Annotated in this window: 17 protein-coding genes; 5 read left to right on the forward strand and 12 right to left on the reverse strand. The window is 71.0% G+C overall.

What is annotated here, in order from left to right:
* Positions 1-53 precede the first annotated feature (53 nt).
* Positions 54-956: a menaquinone biosynthesis prenyltransferase MqnP gene (mqnP, locus tag N8I86_RS17635; RefSeq protein WP_263278195.1), complete on the reverse strand. Its 903-nt coding sequence runs from the start codon at positions 954-956 to the stop codon at positions 54-56.
* Entirely contained in the window at positions 953-2,410 is a 1,458-nt protein-coding gene (locus N8I86_RS17640; protein ID WP_073901829.1) for a menaquinone biosynthesis decarboxylase, read from the reverse strand. Before N8I86_RS17640 ends, mqnP begins: the two co-directional genes overlap by 4 nt.
* Positions 2,411-2,495: 85 nt before the next feature.
* On the opposite strand from N8I86_RS17640, the gene N8I86_RS17645 reads away from it, so the two are divergent.
* Positions 2,496-3,050, forward strand: coding sequence for a TlpA family protein disulfide reductase (locus N8I86_RS17645; RefSeq protein ID WP_263278196.1), 555 nt, complete (start codon positions 2,496-2,498; stop codon positions 3,048-3,050).
* A 4-nt stretch (positions 3,051-3,054) separates the two neighbouring features.
* Here the strand turns inward: N8I86_RS17645 and N8I86_RS17650 are convergent, their stop codons facing one another.
* Entirely contained in the window at positions 3,055-3,537 is a 483-nt protein-coding gene (locus N8I86_RS17650; protein ID WP_241841391.1) for a DUF3515 family protein, read from the reverse strand.
* A 132-nt stretch (positions 3,538-3,669) separates the two neighbouring features.
* On the opposite strand from N8I86_RS17650, the gene N8I86_RS17655 reads away from it, so the two are divergent.
* From N8I86_RS17655 to N8I86_RS17670, 4 genes are all read left to right on the forward strand, one after another.
* Positions 3,670-3,984, forward strand: coding sequence for a PLD nuclease N-terminal domain-containing protein (locus N8I86_RS17655; RefSeq protein WP_073901826.1), 315 nt, complete (start codon positions 3,670-3,672; stop codon positions 3,982-3,984).
* A gap of 197 nt (positions 3,985-4,181) precedes the next feature.
* Complete coding sequence (locus N8I86_RS17660; protein WP_073901825.1) at positions 4,182-4,631, forward strand: nucleoside deaminase; 450 nt, start codon at positions 4,182-4,184, stop codon at positions 4,629-4,631.
* Positions 4,624-5,607 carry an isopenicillin N synthase family dioxygenase gene (locus N8I86_RS17665; protein ID WP_263278197.1) on the forward strand — a complete coding sequence of 328 codons (984 nt, stop codon included), beginning with the start codon at positions 4,624-4,626 and terminating at the stop codon, positions 5,605-5,607. The genes N8I86_RS17660 and N8I86_RS17665 overlap by 8 nt, the downstream gene beginning before the upstream one ends.
* Positions 5,608-5,759: 152 nt before the next feature.
* A complete protein-coding gene (locus tag N8I86_RS17670; RefSeq protein ID WP_263278198.1) occupies positions 5,760-7,166 on the forward strand; it encodes a condensation domain-containing protein in 1,407 nt (468 codons plus the stop codon).
* Positions 7,167-7,183: 17 nt separating this feature from the next.
* Here N8I86_RS17670 and N8I86_RS17675 read toward each other — a convergent pair whose 3' ends face one another.
* From N8I86_RS17675 to N8I86_RS17715, 9 genes are all read right to left on the reverse strand, one after another.
* Positions 7,184-7,642 (reverse strand): SRPBCC family protein, encoded by a 459-nt coding sequence (locus N8I86_RS17675; protein ID WP_073901822.1) that lies wholly within the window; start codon positions 7,640-7,642, stop codon positions 7,184-7,186.
* Positions 7,643-7,667: 25 nt separating this feature from the next.
* On the reverse strand, positions 7,668-8,750 hold the full coding sequence (gene ccsB, locus N8I86_RS17680; protein WP_073901821.1) for a c-type cytochrome biogenesis protein CcsB: 1,083 nt from the start codon (positions 8,748-8,750) through the stop codon (positions 7,668-7,670).
* Positions 8,747-10,462, reverse strand: coding sequence for a cytochrome c biogenesis protein ResB (resB, locus tag N8I86_RS17685; protein ID WP_263278199.1), 1,716 nt, complete (start codon positions 10,460-10,462; stop codon positions 8,747-8,749). The genes ccsB and resB overlap by 4 nt, the downstream gene beginning before the upstream one ends.
* A 3-nt stretch (positions 10,463-10,465) precedes the next feature.
* Complete coding sequence (locus tag N8I86_RS17690) at positions 10,466-11,236, reverse strand: cytochrome c biogenesis CcdA family protein (protein ID WP_073901819.1); 771 nt, start codon at positions 11,234-11,236, stop codon at positions 10,466-10,468.
* 1 nt (position 11,237) lies between these two features.
* Positions 11,238-11,828: a TlpA family protein disulfide reductase gene (locus N8I86_RS17695; RefSeq protein WP_263278200.1), complete on the reverse strand. Its 591-nt coding sequence runs from the start codon at positions 11,826-11,828 to the stop codon at positions 11,238-11,240.
* A gap of 114 nt (positions 11,829-11,942) precedes the next feature.
* A complete protein-coding gene (locus N8I86_RS17700) occupies positions 11,943-13,244 on the reverse strand; it encodes a polysaccharide deacetylase family protein (protein ID WP_073901817.1) in 1,302 nt (433 codons plus the stop codon).
* A gap of 150 nt (positions 13,245-13,394) precedes the next feature.
* Positions 13,395-14,054, reverse strand: a complete 660-nt coding sequence (locus N8I86_RS17705; RefSeq protein WP_260148788.1) for a histidine phosphatase family protein — start codon at positions 14,052-14,054, stop codon at positions 13,395-13,397.
* 50 nt (positions 14,055-14,104) lie between these two features.
* Positions 14,105-15,421: a glutamate-1-semialdehyde 2,1-aminomutase gene (hemL, locus tag N8I86_RS17710; RefSeq protein WP_073901889.1), complete on the reverse strand. Its 1,317-nt coding sequence runs from the start codon at positions 15,419-15,421 to the stop codon at positions 14,105-14,107.
* A 305-nt stretch (positions 15,422-15,726) separates the two neighbouring features.
* The gene (locus tag N8I86_RS17715) at positions 15,727-15,969 is read right to left on the reverse strand and encodes a hypothetical protein (RefSeq protein ID WP_185091333.1); all 243 of its coding nucleotides are present in this window, start codon (positions 15,967-15,969) and stop codon (positions 15,727-15,729) included.

Consider the following 15,969-nt stretch of genomic DNA (forward strand, 5'->3'; position numbering starts at 1 on the left):
GCCCTCAGGCCGGGTCGCCCACCGCGCGGGATCCGGGTGTCGGGGCGGCCCGGTCAGACGGTCAGACCGCGCACCAGGAGGTCCAGCAGCGCGCACACGAACAGGGCGATGCCGATGAAGCCGTTGACCGAGAAGAACGCCCGGTCGAGACGGGACAGGTCGTGCGGGCGGACGATGCGGTGCTCGTAGACGAAGGCACCCGCCACGATCGCGAGGCCCAGCCAGAAGAACGCGCCGGCGTGGGTGGCCAGGGCGTACCAGACGAAGAGCGCCGTGGTGACGGTGTGGCAGGCGCGCGCGCCCCAGATCGCCGCCGGGATGCCGAAGCGGGCCGGCACCGACCTGACGCCGATCTCACGGTCGGTCTCGACGTCCTGGCAGGCGTAGATCAGGTCGAAGCCGCCGATCCAGATGCCCACGGCGAGGCCGAGGATCACCGAGTCCCACGACCAGGAGCCGGAGACGGCCAGCCAGCCGCCGATGGGTCCCATGGCCTGGGCGAGACCGAGGATGGCCTGCGGGAAGTCGGTGAACCGCTTCCCGTAGGGGTAGACCACCATCGGGATCACCGCGACCGGGGCGAGGGCCAGGCACAGCGGGTTCAGCAGGGCGGCCGACCCGAGGAAGACCACCAGGGCGACGAGGGCGCCGGTCCAGGCGTGGCGCACGGACATCGCGCCCGTCACCAGTTCGCGGTGGGCCGTGCGCGGGTTACGGGCGTCGATCTCGCGGTCGATGATCCGGTTGACGGCCATCGCGAACGTGCGCAGGCCGACCATGCAGACGGTGACCAGCAGCAGCCGGGCCCAGTGGATGTTCTCGTCCCACCGGTACATCGCCGTGAGGGCGGCGATGTACGCGAAGGGCAGGGCGAAGACCGAGTGCTCGATCATCACCAGCCGCAGGAACGCCTTGGTGCGCCCCGGCCGGGGGATCGCGGCGGACGCGCTGCTCACAGGCCGTACTCCTTCCAGCGGCGGTCCACCAGGGCCGCCGTATCCGGGTCGGACAGGACCATGTCCGGCCACCCGCCGTCGCGCGTGTAGCCCTCCTCGGGCAGCTTCTTCGTCGCGTCGATGCCCGCCTTGCCGCCCCAGAACTGCTGGTAGGAGGCGTGGTCGAGATGGTCGACGGGGCCTTCGACGACCGTGAGGTCACGGGCGTAGTCGGTGTTGCCGAGGGCGCGCCAGGCGACCTCGTGCAGGTCGTGCACGTCGCAGTCGGCGTCCACGACGACGATCAGCTTGGTCAGCGACATCATGTGCGCCCCCCAGATCGCGTGCATCACCTTCTGCGCGTGCTTCGGGTACTTCTTGTCGATCGAGACGATCGCGCAGTTGTGGAAGCCGCCGGCCTCGGGCAGGTGGTAGTCCACGATGTCCGGGACGATGATCTTCAGCAGGGGGAGGAAGAAGCGTTCCGTGGCGCGGCCGAGCGGGCCGTCCTCCGTGGGCGGGCGGCCGACCACGATCGACTGGAGCAGCGGCCGCTTCCGCATCGTCACGCAGTCGATCTTCAGCGCGGGGAAGGGCTCCTGCGGCGTGTAGAAACCCGTGTGGTCGCCGAACGGCCCCTCGGGCAGCATCTCGCCCGGCTCCAGCCAGCCCTCCAGGACGACCTCGGCGTTCGCCGGGACCTGGAGCGGGACCGTCTTGCAGTCCACCATCTCGATACGCCGGCCGGAGACGAATCCGGCGAAGAGGTACTCGTCGATGTCCCCGGGCAGCGGGGCGGTGGAGGCGTACGTCACCGCGGGCGGGCAGCCGAAGGCGATCGCGACCGGCAGCCGCTCGCCCCGGCGCGCGGCGACCTGGTAGTGGTTCCGGCTGTCCTTGTGGATCTGCCAGTGCATGCCGATGGTGCGCCTGTCGTGGCGCTGGAGGCGGTACAGGCCGAGGTTGCGGATGCCGGTCTCGGGGTCCTTGGTGTGGGTCAGGCCCAGGTTGAAGAAGGAACCGCCGTCCTGGGGCCAGGTGAAGAGCGCCGGCAGCCGGTCCAGGTCGACCTCGTCGCCGTGCAGGACGACCTCCTGCACCGGCGCGGCCGCGGACTTCACCTTCTTCGGCGGCACGTGCGTCATGGCGCCGAGCTTCCCGAAGGCCTCGCGCACGCCGACGAAGCCGTGCGGCAGCTCCGGCCGCAGCAGCCCGCCGATCTTCTCGGAGATCTCGCCGTACGACTTCAGGCCCAGCGCCTTCAGCAGCCGCCGGTCGGTGCCGAAGACGTTCATCGCGAGGGGCATCGCGGAGCCCTTGACGTTCTCGAAGAGCAACGCCGGGCCCCCGGACTTCTGTACCCGGTCGACGATCTCCCCGACTTCCAGGTAGGGGTCGACCTCGGCCTTGATGCGCTTGAGGTCGCCCTCGCGCTCCAGCGCCCGCAGCAGGGAGCGAAGATCGTCGTAAGCCATGGGGCCAAGTATCGCCGACGGACCGCTTTGTCCCGGCGCCACCCCCGCCCGTTCGCCGGTGGCGCGGCTGGAATACTCGTCGATCATGAGACGTCACCGTCCGCTGCCGCTTCTCGCCCTGCTGCTCGCCCTGGCCGGATGCGCGCCCGCGACGGAGCCGGGCGGCGCGTCCGGGCCGCCGCTCCGGAGCGTCCCGGCGGCCGACCGCGGTGCCGCGCCGGACCTCGCCGGCCGCACCCTCGACGGCCGGTCCGTGCGCCTCTCCGACTACCGCGGGAAGGTCGTCGTCCTCAACGTGTGGGCGCCCTGGTGCGGCCCCTGCCGTGCCGAGGCTCCCGAACTCTCCCGCGCGCAGCAGCATCTGAAGGCGAAGGGCGTGCAGGTGCTGGGTCTGGAGACGGACGCGGAGCGCGGGGCGGGCCTGGCGTTCCAGCGCGACCACGCGCTGGCCTACCCGAGCCTGCACGACCCCGGCGGCCGGCTGCTCACCCGGCTGCCCCGGCGGTTCCGGCCCCAGTCGCTGCCGTACACCCTGCTCGTCGACCGGAACGGGAGGCTGGCGGGCCTGTGGGTCAGCCCCCTCACGGAGGCGGAGGTCAGGGGCCTCACCCGCCCGCTGCTGCGCGAGCGGGCCCGCTGACCGGTCAACCCGCGCTCAGACACCGATCGTTCTGCCGTATCGGCGCGACCAGCCGGCTCACCTCCGTCAGTACGGCGTCGGGCTGCCGTACCGAGTCCGCGATCGACAGCTCCACGGCGGGGCGCCTGCCGTAGGTGACGACGAGTCTGCGCCCGTCCCGGGACGCGGCCTCCCTCAGTACCCAGTCCACGCCGTTCACGGCGAAGCACGGGTCCTTCGTGGGCACCGGCGGTATCAGGCCGCAGCGCAGCCGCACCGCCCCGTGGCCCCACACCGCGAGCCCCTCGAAGGTGACCCGGTCGCGGCGGTCGCCGTCCAGCCGGTCCGGGTAGCGGTCCGCGATCCGCGCGCACGCCGCGTCCTTCGCCAACGGCCCCTGCCGCAGGCCGAACACCGGCGAGGACAGCTCCCGCGCCACCAGCAGCCCGGCGACGAGCAGCCCGCCGGCGGCGACCCCGGCCGCCGCCCGGCGCCTGCGTGCACGCACTCCCCTCACGCCTTCCCCCGTTCCCTTCGCTCCGCCGTCGGTCATCGGCGATCAAGGAACAACCATCATGGCCACCCGCTACCCTGGCCCGGTCACCGGGGCCGTCTCACATCGTCGGGAGAGCGCACGACCATGCTCAGGTATCTGCCGTTCCTGCTGGTCCTGGCGCTGTGGATCTACGCGTTCGTGGACTGTCTGAACACCCCCGAGGAAGAGGTGCGCCACCTGCCGAAGGTGGTGTGGGTGATCGTCATCCTGCTGTTCGGCGAGGTCCTGGTCGGACCGGTCGCCTGGCTGATCACCGGCAGGGCGCGGGGCGCCGGGGCGTACGGCTCCGCCTCGCCGGGCGGGCACGGCACCGCGGGTGCCGGCTGGGTCGCCCCCGACGACAACCCCGAGTTCCTCAAGTCCCTCCGGAAGGACGAGCCCGAGCCCGGGTCGGAGTGACGGCCTGCCCGGCGCGGGGCCCGGGGATCCCAGCTGGTCCCCTTGCCCGGGCAGTGCGCCTGGAACTGGCCCTCGGGCAGCTCCTTGCCAACCAAGGTTTCCCCACGGTGATGTGAAAGGCCGTCAGGCATTTGTGAAAGGTCCGCCTCACCCCGCCGGTGCGTGACGCCGGTCCTTCCCGGAGGCAGAGTGAGGTCATGGACGAACGACAGGCCCTCGCCTGGCTCGCCACCGCCGTCGAGGAGGCCCGGGCCGGCCTCGCCGAGGGGGGCATCCCGATCGGCGCCGCGCTGTACGGCCCGGACGGCGCGCTCCTCGGCCGCGGGCACAACCGCCGGGTCCAGGACGGCGATCCCTCGGCGCACGCGGAGACGGCGGCCTTCCGCGCGGCGGGCCGGCAGCGCACGTACCGCGGCACGACCATGGTCACCACCCTGTCCCCCTGCTGGTACTGCAGCGGCCTGGTCCGCCAGTTCGGCATCTCCCGGGTCGTGGTCGGCGAGGCCCGGACGTTCCACGGCGGGCACGACTGGCTGGCCGCGCACGGAGTGGAGATCCTGGTCGTGGACGACGCGGAGTGCGCGGCGATGATGCGCTCCTTCGTCGAGGACCAGCCGGACCTGTGGAACGAGGACATCGGTGACTGAGACACCCGCCCCGATCCCGGCCGTCGACCTGCGTCCGTGGCGCGAGGGGGACGCCGGGGCCCGGGCGCGCCTCGCCCGGACCGTCGACCGGGCCCTGCAGGCCGCCGGGTTCCTGCTGATCACCGGGCACGGTGTGGATCCGCGCCTGCGTTCCGGGATCCGGTCCACGGCCCGGCGGTTCTTCCTGCTCCCGCCCGAGGTCAAGCGGCGGTACGCGGCCCGGGTCGGCGGACGCGGCTGGCTCGGCCCGGGCGCCGAGGCCAACGGGTACGCGGAGGGCACCGAGACACCGCCCGACCTGAAGGAGTCGCTGACCTTCGCCACGGACGAGCCCTTCGGCGATCCGGCCGTCGACGCCGAGTGGTACGCGCCCAACGTGTGGCCCGCCGAGGTCCCCGGGCTGCGTCCGCTGGTCCAGGAGTACCTGGCGCGGATGGCCGGGCTGGAGCGGGAGCTGCTGTCCCTGCTGGGCCACGCGCTCGGGCTGGAACCGGACATCTTCTCCCGGCACATGGACCGTCCGACGTACGGCTTCAACATCAACTGGTACCCGGGTACCGAGGTGGTGGGACAGCCGCGGCCGGGGCAGTTCCGGATCGGTCCGCACACCGACTTCGGCACCGTCACCATCCTCGACCGGCAGTCGGGCCGGGGCGGTCTCCAGGTGTACACCGACCCCGCGGACGGCGGCGCCGGCTGGCAGGACGCGCCCTGGGACCCGGCGGCCCTGACCGTCAACATCGGTGACCTGCTCGCCCGCTGGACCGGTGACCGGTGGCGGTCGGGGCGGCACCGGGTACTGCCCCCGCCCGTGGACGCGCCCGCCGAGGAGCTGATGTCGCTCGTCCACTTCGGCGAGTGCACGCCGGGCACCCTCGTGAAGTCCGTGCCGGCGCCGGTGGGCCGGGTCGCGTACCCGCCGGTCGACTCCCATGTGTACCTGCGCGCGAAGCTCGACTCGATCAGCGTCGGCTGAGCCCCGAACCGCACCGTCGGTTAATCACTTCCGCGTTCGGCCTGCCACCCGTTCCGTTGAAATGAACCCGACGGGCATGTCCCGGCCGCGTCCCACGGCATTGCCTTGAGGGGGGCCCGCAACCAGGGGCCCCCTCGTGTGATGGGAGACGCGTGCGAATCACTGACATCCAGCGCTGCGAGGTCCGGCCGGGCCGGCTCGTCGAGTGGACGCTGAGCCCGGCGACCGTCGCGGTGGCGACCGCACTGCCGGAGGACTCCCGGCGACCGGCCTACATCCAGGAGTCGCACATCAGGACGGCCCGGAGCGTCCGGGAGGACGGGCTGTTCGTGCCGACCTGGCTCGGTACCGCCTTCGACATCCCCGGCCCGGTCGACCTCGACGGACTGCAGGAGGCGCTGCGCGCCTGGACCGTACGGCACGAGACACTGCGCAGCGGCTTCCGCTGGGCGGGCGAGGAACTGCGCCGGTTCACCCTCGACGCCGCCGACGTGACCCTGAGCCGCGAGGACGTGGGCGACTTCCCCGACGCCGACGATCTCGTCCGGCACCTCCAGGACCGTTTCGACACCGTCGCGGACGCGCTGCGCTGGCCGAACCTGATCTACACGGCGGTCGTGCGGGACGACGGCGTCAGCGTGTACATGGCCTTCGACCACAGCAACGTCGACGCCTACTCCCTGCACCGGATCGCCGCCGAGATCCACGAGCTGTATGAAGCGGGCCCGGCCGAAGTCGCCGCGGACCACCCCGCCCCGGCCGCGAGCTACGTGGACTTCTGCGAGATCGAGCGGGCGGACGCCGACGGCATCGACGGGCGGCACGCCGTCGTGGAGCGCTGGCGCGAGTTCATCCACCGCTGCGACGGGACGCTGCCGGGCTTCCCGGTCGACCTCGGCCTGGAGCCGGGCGGCCCGCTGCCCCCGCAGCGGATGCTGTGCGAGCCGCTGGCGGACGCGGACGAGGCGGCGGCGTTCGAGGCGTACTGCCGGCCCTACGGCGGCAGCCTGGTCGGTCTGCTGGCCGCGACCGCGCTCATCGTCCACGAACTGGGCGGGCAGTCGGTGTACCGGACGGTGGTGCCGTTCCACACCCGGGTGAAGTCGCGGTGGAACGACTCGGTGGGCTGGTACGTGGGCGGCGCCCCGATCGAGGTGCCCGTGGGCCCCGGCCCCGGTTTCCGGGACACCCTGCGGGCGGTGCGGGCCGAGCTCCAGGCGAACCGGCCGCTGTCCCGGATGCCGCTGGCCCGGGTGCTGAGCCTGCTCGGCGCGGACTTCCGGCCGACCTCGCCGGACCTGTACTCGATCGTCTCCTACGTCGACGCCCGGGACATCCCCGGCGCCGAGCGGTGGGCGGAGCTGAAGGCGCACGGCCTGCTCCGGGTCTCGTACGGCGACCAGGTGTGCGTGTGGGTGAACCGGCTGCACGAGGGGCTGTGGCTGGCGAGCCGCTACCCGGACACCGACGTGGCGGCGAAGAACCTGCGGCTCTATGTGGAGCGGCTGCGGGACCACATCGCGTCGGTGGCCCACGGGAGCCTCCCGGCGGCCTCCTGAGACCGGCCGCCGGCGTCCTAGGTGAACTGGCCGGGGAGGGGCTCCGACGGCTCCGGCTCCGGCCCGGAGGGGCCCTGCGGACCCCCCAGATGGGCGATCAGCCGTTCGAATCGGGCCCGCCAGCCGGCCTCCGACTCCCCCTCGCCCTGGAACTCGTGGGTGAAGCGCAGCGCGCTCTCCGCCGCCCCCTCCCGCTCCAGGTGGAAACGGATGCGGCCGCCGCCGCCGACGGTGTACTCGGCGACCCGGTCCACGTCCCACGCAGTGACCTGCCCGGTGCCCAGGTCACGCAGGGCGACCATGCCGTCGAGCCGGGGTTCGAGCACGTCGACGGCGGTGCACCAGGCCCCGAGGCCCTCGGGGGTGGCCACCGCCGGCCAGACGTCCTCCATGCGCAGCGGGATCCGCACCAGGAAGTGGAGTATGTGCGTGTTCCCGTGCGTCTGGCTCATGCCCTGTTCGATGGAACCGCTCATGACACCAGTGTCACCGACGGGATGGTCACACGCCCGCGTAGGAGTGCTTGCCGGTGACGAAGATGTTGACGCCGTAGTAGTTGAACAGCCAGCAGCCGAAGGCGATCATCGCCAGGTAGGCGGCCTTGCGGCCCTTCCAGCCGGCCGTGGCACGGGCGTGCAGGTAGCAGGCGTAGGCGATCCAGGTGATGAAGGACCAGGTCTCCTTCGGGTCCCAGTTCCAGTAGCGGCCCCAGGCGTCGCCCGCCCAGATGGCGCCCGCGATGATCGTGAACGTCCACAGCGGGAACACGGCCGCGTTGACCCGGTAGGCGAACTTGTCCAGGGACGCGGAGGCGGGCAGGCGCTCCAGCACCGAGCTCGCGAACGCGCCCGGCTTGCCGCCGGTCTGGAGCTTGTTCTCGTAGGAGTCCTTGAACAGGTACAGGATCGTGGCGACCGCGCCGACGTAGAACACCGCGCCGCAGAAGATCGCGGTGGAGACGTGGATGTACAGCCAGTACGAGTGCAGCGCGGGCACCAGCTGGTCGCTCGCGGTGTACAGGACGGTGACGGCGAGACCGAGGTCCAGCAGGACCGTGGTGATCAGGAACAGGCCGAGCCAGCGCACGTTCTTCTTCAGCGCCAGCAGCCCGAGGTAGACGCCGACGGCGACCGTGGAGAAGGTGATGTTGAACTCGTACATGTTGCCCCACGGCGCCCGCTCCACGGAGGCCGCGCGGGTGACCACCCCGCCCAGCTCCACGAGGAACGCGAGCACGGTGAGCGAGACGGCGATCCGTCCGTAGAGGTCGCCCTGCACGTCACCGCCGTGCGCGCCCGGCCCGTCCGGCACGTCCCGCGCGCCGGACGCCGAGCGGACGACGACCTTGGGCCGCTCCAGGACGGCCGTACCGCCGGCCTTGCGCACGGTGACGGCGGGGGCGCCGCCCTGCCGTGCGCCGTCCGCGGTCAGCGCGGCGGCCGTACGGCCGACCTTGCTGCGGCTGCCGAAGAGCCATTCGGCGATGTACGCGAAGAAGGCCAGGGTGTAGACGGCCATCGACGAGTAGATCAGCGTGTTGCTGATGCTCGCCAGGTGTTCGTTGGTCGCGGCGGCGAGAGTCACTTCTCAGCCCCTTCGGCAGGTACGACGGTGGATTCGTTGGCGTCGTCGGGTTCGGGGGCCCCGGGCGCCCGGTCGTAGAGGGTTCCGGCGAGCACGCCCAGCTCCTCGGGCACCTTGGCGGACTCGCTGCGGCCGAGGCCGGCCATCTCGACGACCGTGACGCCGTCGGCGCCGCGGACCGCCCGCACCCAGACGCGGCGGCGCTGGATGAACAGCGAGCCGGCGAGGCCGAGGATCGCCGCGACGGCACCGCCGAGCGCCCAGCCGCCACCCGGCTCCTGGACGATCTCGAAGCCGGCCCATTCCTTGACGTCCTTGTCGAACGTGATGGAACCGGCGCCGTCGGGCAGCTTCATGGTGTCGCCCGGCTGGAGCAGCTTCTTCAGCAGCTGGCCCTTGGCGTCCTTGAACGCCTTCATGTGGGTCTTGTCGAGCTGGTAGACGTTCTGGGTGCCCGTGTCGACGCCCAGGTCGCCGTGGTACGCGTTCACCGCGAGCAGCGGGTTCACCAGCGCCGGGAACTGCGAGAGCATCGTGCCGCTCTTCGGGTCGAAGGTCGGCACGAAGAAGGCCTGGAAGCCGAGCTGGTCCTTCTTGCCCCGGGCGTCGCGGTAGCCGTCCATCACCTTCACCACGCCGTTGGAGGTGACGTTGCCGTCGAGCGGCAGCAGCGGTACGGCGTCGTGGTAGACGACCTTGCCCTTGCCGTCGCGGACGGTCACGACGGGCGCGTAGCCGTGGCTGACGAGGTAGACCTTGGCGTCGTCGATCTTCAGCGGCTGGTTGACCTTGACGCTGGTCGTCCGCTGCTTGCCGTACGCGCCCACGCCGTAGGCGATCTTCGCCTCGAAGGTGCGCGGGGTGCCCTTGTTGGGGCCGCTGGTCTCGTAGGTCCCCGTGAAGTCCTTGAGGTCGAAGCTGAACGGCACCAGGTCGTCGTTCTCGAACAGGCTGCCCGACTTGAAGTCGTCGTACATGGGCAGCGCGTTCGCGAAGCCGTCGCCCTCCACCATCAGCTTGGTGCCGTCCGACTTGTACAGCTGGCCGGAGGCGAAGGCGACCAGCAGCACGATCAGCGCGATGTGGAAGACCAGGTTGCCGACCTCGCGCAGGTAGCCCTTCTCGGCGGCGACGGCGTCACCGGCGGTGTGGGCGCGGAAGCGGCGCTTCTTCAGCAGGGCGAGCGCGGCCTCGCGGACCTGCTCGGGGTCGGCCTCGGTCCGCCACGTCGTGTACGCGGGCAGCCGGTTCAGCCGCTTCGGCGCGCCCGGCGGACGGCCGCGCAGCTGGCCGACGAACTGCCAGGTGCGCGGGACGATGCAGCCGATCAGGGAGACGAACAGCAGGATGTAGATCGCGGAGAACCACACCGAGCTGTAGACGTGGAACAGGCCGAGCTTGTCGTAGACCGGCGCCAGTGTCCGGTGGGCGGTGCGGAACTCCTCGACCTTGCTCGCGTCCGCGCCGGTCTGCGGGATCAGCGAGCCGGGGATCGCGCCGAGCGAGAGCAGCAGGAGCAGCAGCAGCGCGACCCGCATGGAGGTCAGCTGCCGCCAGAACCAGCGGACCCAGCCGATGACGCCGAGGCCCGGCACGCTCGCGAGTTCCTCCCGCGGTGCGGTGGACAGCTGGGAGCCCGCCGCCCTCAGGTCCTCCTGGCTCTCGGTGCTCCCGGCTTCGTCCGGGGAGTTGTCGGTAGTGGTGTCGCTCATCGATCAGATCCCCACACTGAAGCCGTTGGACCAGGTCTGCATCTGCTGCACCAGGGCGTCCCAGGCACCGGTCAGCAGCAGCACACCGGTCACGATCATCATCGTGCCGCCGATGCGCATCACCCAGACATAGTGGCGCTTGACCCAGGCGAAGGCGCCCAGCGCCTTGCGGAAGGCGATCGCGGTGAGGACGAAGGGGACGCCGAGACCCACGCAGTAGATCACTGTCAGCAGGGCACCGCGTCCGGCGCTCGCCTCGTTCCACGAGAGGGCGTTCACCGAGGAGAGGGTCGGGCCCATGCAGGGCGTCCAGCCGATGCCGAACAGGGCTCCGAGGAACGGGGCGCCCACCAGACCGTTCGACGGCCGCTTGTGGAAGCGGAACTCGCGCTGGGTGAACCAGGGCATCAGCCCCATGAAGAACACGCCCATGAGGATCATGAGCACGCCGAGCGCCTTGCTCAGCGGGTCCCGGTAGTCCTGGAGGGTCGAGCCGAAGTAGCCGAACAGCGCGCCGCCGGAGACGAAGACGGCGCTGAAGCCGACGACGAACAGGGAGGCGCCGGCGACCATCCGGCCGCGCCGGGCCTCGGCCAGGTCGGTGCCGGCGACCCCGGTGACGTAGGAGAGGTAGCCGGGGACCAGCGGCAGGACGCAGGGCGAGAAGAAGGAGACCAGCCCGCCGAGCAGCGCCAGGGGTGCGGAGACCAGCAGGGCGCCGTGGAGCACGGTCTGGTTCTGGCCCACCGCGGCCAGCGTCAGGGTGGCGCTCACGTCACTTCTCCGCCAGGACCGGCTTGACCATCTTCAGCAGGCCGGCGTCGTCGAGCGGCTCCAGGGCCCGCGCGGCGATCTTCCCGTCCCTGTCGAGGATGAGCGTGGACGGGATCAGCTGCGGGTTGAGGGTGCCCTTCTTGAAGCGGAGCATGAGCCGGCCCGTGGGGTCGTACAGGCTCGGGTACCCGATGCCGTGCTCCTTCTCGAAGGCGACCGCCGGGGTGGTGCTGGTGTCCCGGGTGTTGATGCCGACGAACTGCACGCCCTTGCCGGAGTAGTCCTTCGACACCTTGGCGAAGTACTTCGCCTCCTCGCGGCAGGGGCCGCACCAGGAGCCCCAGACGTTGAGCACGACGACCTTGCCCTTGTAGTCGGCGACGTCCACGGTCCTGCCGTCGATGGTCTTGCCGGACAGGTCGGGGGCCGCGGCCCGCTCGCCCTGCGGCGCGGTGTCGATGCCGTTGTGACCGGTGACGAAGTTGGTGTTGCCACCTCCGCCGGAGGTGCCGCCCTTACCGCACGCGGACAGGGACAGGGCCGCCACGGCGGCCACGGCACTGAGCAGGACGGCGCGGCTTCGGGTACTCATGTGAAAAGTTTCGCATGGCTGTTCCGGGGATCTTGCGCGCCCCCCTGCCGGACAGAGAACCGCATTTCAGGGCGTATTTACACGGGACATTTCGGACTATGCACCCCGTGGGGCTCAGGTGGCGTCCGAGGAGGCCGACCTGGTGTCCCGCAGGAACTCCTTCCAGCCGCCGGCGGGCCGCTGCCCGACCTCCAGCGTCCGCAGCTTCGCGAGCACCTCGGGCTTCTGCGCGTCCATCCAGTCCGCGAACTGCCGGAAGGAGACCAGCCGCACGTCCGCGCCCTTCTCCTTCTCGCGCGCGATGTGCCGGAAGGCCTCCTCGACGGAGTCCATGTAGATGCCGCCGTTCCACTGCTCGAAGTGGTTGCCGACGAAGAACGGCGCCCGGTTCGTCTCGTACGCCCGCTGGAATCCCTGGATGTACGCCTGCGCGGACTGCTTGCGCCAGCCCGGGTAGTTGTACGCGGGCGCCTTGGTGGAGTTCACGGACTGGTTGGCCAGCATGTTGTAGTCCATGGAGAGGACCTCGAAGGAACGTCCGGGGAAAGGTATCTGCTGCAGGGGCAGGTCCCATATCCCCTGGCGCTTCACCGGCCACGTCTGACGGCCGCCCGGCGAGGAGGCGTCGTAGCGCCAGCCCAGCTCGCGGGCGGTGGGCAGCAGGTTGTTCTGGCCGAGCAGACACGGCGTGCGGCCGCCGACCAGCTCCTTGTCGTAGTCGAAGGGCAGCGAGGGCAGGTCCGTCCAGCCGGTGTTGGTCCGCCACTCCTTGACGAACGCCTTCGCCTGCCGGATCTCGCTGTGCCACTGCTGCGGGGTCCAGTTGGCGACCGTGCCGCCGCCGGCGCAGAAGTGCCCGTTGAAGTGGGTGCCGATCTCGTGACCCTCGAGCCAGGCACGGCGCACGTTGGTGAGCGTGGCCTTGACGTGCGCGTCGGTGAGGTAGCCGATGTCCGAGGCGCCGCGCGGGTTGTTCGGGGGCTCGTACAGCCGCTTCTTCGACTCGGGCAGCAGATACAGCCCCGAGAGGAAGAAGGTCATGCTCGCGCCGTGCTCCTTGGCGAGGTCGAGGAAGCGCGGGAAGAGTCCGTTGCCGACCTCGCCGGCGCCGTCCCAGGAGAAGATCACGAACTGCGGCGGGGTCTGGCCCGGCTCGAGCGGCTCGGGCCTGGCCGGCTGGTGCGGCTGCCTGCCGGTGAAGGAGGTGGAGCCGTCGCCGATGGGCCGCGCCGGACGGGCGCCGGGCCGGCCCTGGTCCTTGCCGCCGTGCCCGCCGCCCGTGCCGGAACCGTCCCGGTGCCCCGCGCCGTCCGAGGACTTGAGACTCCCGCAGCCGGCGAGACCGGCTGCGGCCGCCGCGCCCGCGCCGAGGCCGAGTGCCCCACGCCGGGAGAGGGTCCGGGAGATGGTGCGCATGGAGATCCCCGATTCGTCGCGCCTGCTGGATGGTCACCCAGTCAGAGGGCGTGACGATCGGGGAGGTTCCGCCAATTTGTGCGCTTTTCGTAACGATTCCCGCAAAAGCACACCAAGCACTTCAAAGGGACCGCGGGAAACGACGGTCCGTCAGGCGCCGAAGGCCTTCCCCTGGGCCGTGCCCTTGCCCTTCTGGGGCTTGGCACCGGCGCGCAGGTGGACCGGGACGAGATCGATGGCGGGCTCGCTGTAGCCGACCGACACGATCTTGTCGCCCTGGTACGTGAAGGTCGTCAGGGAGGCGAGGGTGCACTGCCGCTTGCGCGGGTCGTGCCACAGCCGCCGCCGCTCGACGTACGAACGGACGATCCAGATCGGCAGCTGATGGCTGACCAGCACCGCCTCGTGCCCGCGGGCCCGGTCCCTGGCCGCGTTCAGCGCGCCCGTCATCCGCACGACCTGGTCGATGTACGGCTCGCCCCAGGACGGACGGAACGGGTTGACGAGGTGCTTCCAGTTGTCCGGCTTGCGCAGCGCGCCGTCACCGACCCCGAACGTCTTGCCCTGGAAGACGTTCTCGGCCTCGATGAGCCGCTCGTCGGTGTCCAGCACGAGGCCGTGCGCCTTGGCGATCGGGGTGGCCGTCTCCTGCGCGCGCTCCAGCGGCGAGGCGCACACGTGGGTGACGTCACGTGAGGCGAGGTGCTCGGCGACCCGGTCGGCCATCTGCCGGCCGAGCTCGGACAGGTGGTAGCCGGGCAGCCGTCCGTAGAGGACCCCGCTCGGGTTCTCGACCTCGCCGTGCCGCATGAGGTGGACGACGGTGATGTCCTTGTCGCCGGTGTTGCCGGTGCTGTTGCTCACGCGGTGGCCTCCGCAGCCGCCCGGGCCGCCGCCGGGAGGGCGTCGGCGATCTTCTGGATGGCCCGCTCGTCGTGGGCCGTGGACACGAACCAGGACTCGAAGGACGACGGCGGCAGGTAGACGCCGTTCGACAGCAGCGAGTGGAAGAACGCGGTGAAGCGGTACGACTCCTGCCGCTTGGCGTCCTCGTAGGTGCGCACCCGCCGGTCGGTGAAGAAGACGGAGAACATGTTGGAGGCGGTCTGCAGCCGGTGCGCGACGCCCTCCTTGCTCAGCGCCTCCGTGACCAGCGACTGGATCTGCGCGGAGACGGCGTCCACGGTCTCGTAGGCCGCGTCGTCGAGGAGCCGCAGCTGCGCGAGACCGGCGGCGGTGGCGACCGGGTTCCCGGAGAGGGTGCCGGCCTGGTAGACGGGCCCGGCCGGGGCGAGGTGCGCCATGACGTCGGCACGCCCGCCGAACGCGGCGGCCGGGAAGCCGCCGCCCATGACCTTGCCGAAGGTCATGAGGTCGGGTGCGACCCCGTCGACGCCGAACCAGCCGCTCCTGCTGGTCCGGAAGCCCGTCATCACCTCGTCGGAGATGTAGAGGGCGCCGTTCTTGTGGCAGGCGTCGCGCAGACCCTGGTTGAACCCGGGGTCCGGCGGCACGACGCCCATGTTGCCGGGCGAGGCCTCGGTGATCACGCAGGCGATCTCGCCCGGGTGCCGGTGGAAGGCCTCCTGCACGGCCTCCAGGTCGTTGTACGGCAGCACGATCGTGTCGCCGGCCTGGGCGCCGGTGACACCGGGGGTGTCCGGCAGCGCGAAGGTCGCGACACCGCTGCCGGCCGCGGCGAGCAGCGAGTCCACGTGCCCGTGGTAGCAGCCGGCGAACTTGATCACCTTCGAGCGCCGGGTGAAGCCCCGGGCGAGACGGATGGCCGACATGGTCGCCTCGGTGCCGCTGCTGACGAGCCGGACCTCCTCGACGGGCGCCACCCGGGCGACGATCTCCTCGGCGAGGGCGACCTCGCCCTCGCCGGGTGTGCCGAAGGACGTGCCGCGGGCGACGGCCTCCTGGACGGCGGCGATGACCTCGGGGTGCGAGTGCCCGAGGATCATCGGTCCCCAGGAGCACACGAGGTCGACGTACTCACGCCCGTCGGCGTCGGTGAGGTAGGCCCCCTTCCCCGACACCATGAAGCGCGGGGTGCCGCCGACGGCACGGAAGGCGCGCACAGGGGAGTTCACGCCCCCCGGCGTGACGGCGGAGGCACGGTCGAAGAGCGCCTGCGAGGCGGGCGCTTCGTACGGATAGGGCGTTTCGCTCAGGGCACTCATGACGTGCGAGATCTCCGGCTTCTCGGACTCCGGTTGCGTGGTGACCCCCTCAGGGTAGGCCGCGCCCCCGCCGGACCGCGGTCCGCCTCGGGATCGGAGCTGCGCCGTTCAAGATCAAAGCGGCTCCATCCCTCATCTGCGAGACTGACACCTGATACACACAGCTCATACGCACGTAATGATCAGGGGCCGGGAAGTTCCCCGCGTGGACTGTTGTTCCACCGCACGTTTCGGCGGGCGGCCGTGGGGGAGGTCACTGACACGATGATCGGGTTGCGCGGCGGGGGCCACGCGTCCTAGAAAAGCAGTCGGGTGGAGATATGCATCGCGGTGGCGGACTGGGCGAGGGGACTGATGACCTGGGTCCTCGACGTGCCCGGCGGGGAAGGCACCGGCGCGAGGCGGAGGAAGCGACCGAAGCACGCCAGACACAGGGTGTACCGAGTGAGCCCGAGCGGTACGACCGGCAGATCGACCAGCAGCCCGACCGGCAGACCGACCTTCAGCCGGAGCGGCCGGTCGACCGCCGGCTCGATCAC

The sequence above is a fragment of the Streptomyces albidicamelliae genome, from assembly GCF_025642175.1.
Classification (GTDB): domain Bacteria; phylum Actinomycetota; class Actinomycetes; order Streptomycetales; family Streptomycetaceae; genus Streptomyces; species Streptomyces albidocamelliae.

What these genes read in the sequence shown, in the direction of transcription:
- N8I86_RS17675 (WP_073901822.1), bottom strand. Translation starts at nt 7,642, where the DNA reads ATGAGCGGTTCCATCGAACAGGGCATGAGCCAGACGCACGGGAACACG.
- N8I86_RS17660 (WP_073901825.1), top strand. Translation starts at nt 4,182, where the DNA reads ATGGACGAACGACAGGCCCTCGCCTGGCTCGCCACCGCCGTCGAGGAG.
- N8I86_RS17695 (WP_263278200.1), bottom strand. Translation starts at nt 11,828, where the DNA reads ATGAGTACCCGAAGCCGCGCCGTCCTGCTCAGTGCCGTGGCCGCCGTG.
- N8I86_RS17640 (WP_073901829.1), bottom strand. Translation starts at nt 2,410, where the DNA reads ATGGCTTACGACGATCTTCGCTCCCTGCTGCGGGCGCTGGAGCGCGAG.
- N8I86_RS17705 (WP_260148788.1), bottom strand. Translation starts at nt 14,054, where the DNA reads ATGCGGCACGGCGAGGTCGAGAACCCGAGCGGGGTCCTCTACGGACGG.
- N8I86_RS17655 (WP_073901826.1), top strand. Translation starts at nt 3,670, where the DNA reads ATGCTCAGGTATCTGCCGTTCCTGCTGGTCCTGGCGCTGTGGATCTAC.
- N8I86_RS17700 (WP_073901817.1), bottom strand. Translation starts at nt 13,244, where the DNA reads ATGCGCACCATCTCCCGGACCCTCTCCCGGCGTGGGGCACTCGGCCTC.
- resB (WP_263278199.1), bottom strand. Translation starts at nt 10,462, where the DNA reads ATGAGCGACACCACTACCGACAACTCCCCGGACGAAGCCGGGAGCACC.
- N8I86_RS17645 (WP_263278196.1), top strand. Translation starts at nt 2,496, where the DNA reads ATGAGACGTCACCGTCCGCTGCCGCTTCTCGCCCTGCTGCTCGCCCTG.